Annotated in this window: 4 protein-coding genes; all 4 read left to right on the top strand. The window is 72.6% G+C overall.

The features are described 5' to 3' along the window. Nucleotides 1–1,127: homoserine dehydrogenase (locus AC1DP0_RS19495; RefSeq protein ID WP_478087735.1), on the top strand; the 1,127-nt coding region annotated here is incomplete at its 5' end. Beyond that, entirely contained in the window at nucleotides 1,127–2,221 is a 1,095-nt protein-coding gene (gene thrC / locus AC1DP0_RS19490) for a threonine synthase (RefSeq protein ID WP_478087733.1), read from the top strand. The genes AC1DP0_RS19495 and thrC, both read left to right, overlap by 1 nt. A gap of 4 nt (nucleotides 2,222–2,225) precedes the next feature. Beyond that, the gene (locus AC1DP0_RS19485; protein ID WP_478087730.1) at nucleotides 2,226–3,203 is read left to right on the top strand and encodes a homoserine kinase; all 978 of its coding nucleotides are present in this window, start codon (nucleotides 2,226–2,228) and stop codon (nucleotides 3,201–3,203) included. Nucleotides 3,204–3,443: 240 nt separating this feature from the next. Next, nucleotides 3,444–3,729, top strand: a 286-nt coding sequence (locus AC1DP0_RS19480; RefSeq protein WP_478087727.1) for a Rho termination factor N-terminal domain-containing protein, incomplete at its 3' end; no start/stop codon positions are given.

Below are 3,729 nucleotides of genomic sequence, written 5' to 3'. Positions count from 1 at the left end.
ACCCGGCGTTGTTCACGACGGACGCCGAGGACCTCGTCACGCGGGCGGACATCGTGGTCGAGGTCATCGGTGGCATCGAGCCGGCCCGGTCGCTCATCGTGCGGGCCATCGAGCACGGGGCGTCGGTCGTCACTGCCAACAAGGCCCTCCTCGCCGAGGACGGTCCCGCTCTCTACGAGACGGCGGCCCGCCACGGCGTCGACCTCTACTACGAGGCGGCGGTTGCCGGGGCCATCCCGCTGCTGAGGCCACTGCGTGAGTCGCTGGCCGGTGACGAGGTGCGCAAGGTCCTCGGCATCGTCAACGGCACGACGAACTACGTCCTCGACAAGATGGACACGACGGGGGCGGGTTTCGCCGACGCCGTCGAGCAGGCCCAGGCGCTCGGCTATGCCGAGGCCGACCCGACCGCCGACGTCGAGGGCTTCGACGCCGCCGCCAAGGCCGCCATCCTCGCCTCGCTCGCCTTCCACACCCGGGTCTCGGGCACCGACGTCTATCGCGAGGGCATCACCGAGGTGTCGGCCGCCGACGTCGCTGCCGCCCGCGAGATGGACGCGGTCGTCAAGCTCCTAGCGATCTGCGAGCGCAGCGACAAGGGGGTCAGCGTCCGCGTGCACCCGGCGATGATCCCGCGCTCCCACCCGCTCGCCGGGGTCCGCGAGGCCTTCAACGCCGTCTTCGTCGAGGCCGACGCCGCCGGGGAGCTGATGTTCTACGGCAAGGGCGCCGGCGGTGACCCCACGGCCTCGGCGGTCCTGGGTGACCTCGTCGCGGTCGCCCGCCACCGCGTCGGCGGCGGGCTCGGTCCGGGGGAGTCGAGCTACGCCGACCTGCCCGTCCTCACCATGGGTGACGCCCAGACGAGGTACCACATCAGCCTCGACGTCGAGGACCGCTCGGGCGTGCTGGCCCAGGTCGCGGCGGCGTTCGCCGACCACGACGTCTCCATCGAGACGGTGCGCCAGCAGCTCGTCCCCGCCGGTGACGGCGAGGGCGCCCGCGCCAACCTCATCATCGTCACGCACTCCGCGAGCGACGCGGCCCTCTCGTCCACGGTCGAGCGACTGCGCACGCTCGACGTCGTCCGTGGCGTCAACTCCGTGATGCGCGTGGAAGGTTCGTGATGGCCCACCAGTGGCGCGGAGTCATCCGCGAGTACGCCGACCGCCTCCCGATGCTCGAGGGTGCGCCCGTCGTCACGCTCCACGAGGGCGGCACCCCCCTCATCCACGCCGAGAAGCTCTCGGAGCGCGTCGGCGCCGAGGTCCACCTCAAGTACGAAGGCCTCAACCCCACGTGCTCGTTCAAGGACCGCGGCATGACGACGGCCATCAGCGTCGCCGCCCGCAAGGGCGCGAAGGCGGTCATCTGCGCGAGCACGGGCAACACGAGCGCGTCGGCGGCGGCATACGCCACGAAGGCCGGCATGACGTGCGGCGTCCTCGTGCCCGAGGGCAAGATCGCGATGGGCAAGCTGAGCCAGGCGATCGCCCACGGCGCAACCCTGCTGCAGGTCGACGGCAACTTCGACGACTGCCTCACCCTCGCGCGCAAGCTCGCCGAGGCGTACCCGGTCGAGCTCGTCAACTCGGTCAACCCGGCCCGCATCGAGGGCCAGAAGACCGCCGCGTTCGAGGTCGTCGACGCGCTCGGCGACGCGCCCGACATCCACTGCCTGCCGGTCGGCAACGCCGGCAACATCACGGCGTACTGGCGCGGCTACCGCGAGTACTCGGCGGACCCGTCGGTCAGCCACCAGCCCGGCCCGGCCACGCAGCTGCCCAGGATGTGGGGCTTCCAGGCGGCCGGCGCGGCGCCGATCGTCCTCGGCCACCCCGTCGACCATCCCGAGACGGTCGCGACCGCCATCCGCATCGGCAACCCCGCGTCGTGGGAGCAGGCCATCGCCGCCCGCGACGAGTCCGGTGGCCGCATCGACGCCGTGACCGACGAGCAGATCCTCGACGCCCACCGTTACCTCTCCTCCCAGGAGGGGGTGTTCGTCGAGCCCGGCTCGGCCGCCTCCGTCGCGGGGCTGCTCGCGAGCCACGCGGCAGGTCTCGTGCCGCCCGGGGCGCGCATCGTCTGCACCGTCACCGGCCACGGGCTCAAGGACCCGCAATGGGCCCTGCGCACCGCCGAGGGGGCCGAGGTCGTGCCGACCCGGGTCTCCGTCGACGCGTTCTCCGCGGCCCAGGCGCTCGGCCTCGAGGACTGACCGCGTGAGCCGGGTTCCCGCGGGCCGCTCCGTCCGCGTGCGCGTGCCCGCGAGCAGCGCCAACCTCGGACCCGGCTTCGACTCGATCGGTCTGGCCCTCGGTCTGTGGGACGACTACGTGCTCAGCACGTCCGACAGCCCCGGACTCGTCATCGAGGTCAGCGGGGAGGGCGCCCTGGACGTGCCCACCGACGAGCGGCACCTCGTGTTCGCGACGATGCAGCACACGTGGGTCGCCCTCGGTGTCGTGCCGCCGACGGGTCTGCGCCTCGCGGCCGTCAACGGCGTCCCGCACGGTCGTGGCCTGGGCTCCTCTGCGACCGCCATCGTCGCGGGCGTCATTGCCGCCCAAGCTCTTTCGTTCGGGGTGCTCGAGAGTGCGTATGCCGCGTGGCCGGCTCCCGGTGTCGCCGTCCCCGTCGATCTCGACCTGACGACGCATCTGGCGAGCGAGCTCGAAGGGCATCCGGACAACGCCTCGGCGAGCGTGCTGGGTGGCCTCACGGTCAGCTGGATGCCGGACGGAACCGGGCTCGACCGCGGCGAGCGCACCGTGACGGCACGCATCGACCCGCACCCCGACGTCGACGTGGTCGTCTTCGTCCCGGAGACGCAGCTGGCGACCCGCACCGCTCGCGCCGTCCTGCCCGCGACGGTCCCGCTGGCGGCTGCCGCCGCCGGCGCCGGACGAGCGGCCCTGCTCGTCCACGCGCTGACGGCCGATCCTTCGCACCTGCACGCCGCGACCCGCGACTGGCTCCACCAGGAGGCGCGCCGCCCTTCCTACCCCGCCACGATGGAACTGGTCGACCTGCTGCGCTCCCAGGGCCACGCCGCGGTCGTGTCGGGGGCGGGCCCGAGCGTCCTCGTCCTCACCACGCGTCAAGCCGCCCCCGAGGTGCGAGCGGGCCACCTCGCAGCACGCTGGGAACGGCTGACCCCCACCGTGCCACCGCACGGCGCCACGGTCCACGCTCGCTGAACACCTGACGAGCCGCGACCTCAACGGCTCCCACCAGCCAGCCGGCGGTCCCCGAGTGGTATCCTGAGCGGGCACCACAGGCCGCGACAACGCAGGCTGGTGCACCACCCCCACACTGAGGCGATCTTCTGTGCCTCTCGGCGCGTTCTTCGCCGACGTGGATCTCAGACGGCCAGGCATCTGGTCCAAGTCCGGCCCGCTGGAGTCTCCCGGGCCGCAAACGAGGGGGAAGGATCCTTCGTGTCAGAAACAACCACCCGTCCGCTCTCCGGCCTGTCGGCCATGAAGCTGGACGAGCTCAAGGGCGTCGCGTCGTCGATGGGCATCACCGGAACGACGAAGATGCGCAAGAGCGACCTCGTCGAGGCGATCAAGGCCCGTCAGGCCGGCGGCTCGTCGGCGCCTGCGAGCGCGACGGCTCCGACGGCTCCGACGGCTGCGCCGGAGTCCGCGGGCTCTGGCGACACCCCCGCGGCGCCCCAGGCGAGCCGAGCCCGCCCGTCGCGCCGGGTCAGCCGGCCGGCGG

Source organism: Terrabacter sp. P5_B1 (assembly GCF_056400505.1).
The sequence above is the reverse complement of the archived record's forward strand: the minus strand, read 5'-3'. Positions and strand labels throughout refer to the sequence as shown.

Bases quoted from the DNA above. Each gene is read 5' to 3' on its own strand.
- thrC (WP_478087733.1), top strand. From the start codon at position 1,127: ATGGCCCACCAGTGGCGCGGAGTCATCCGCGAGTACGCCGACCGCCTC.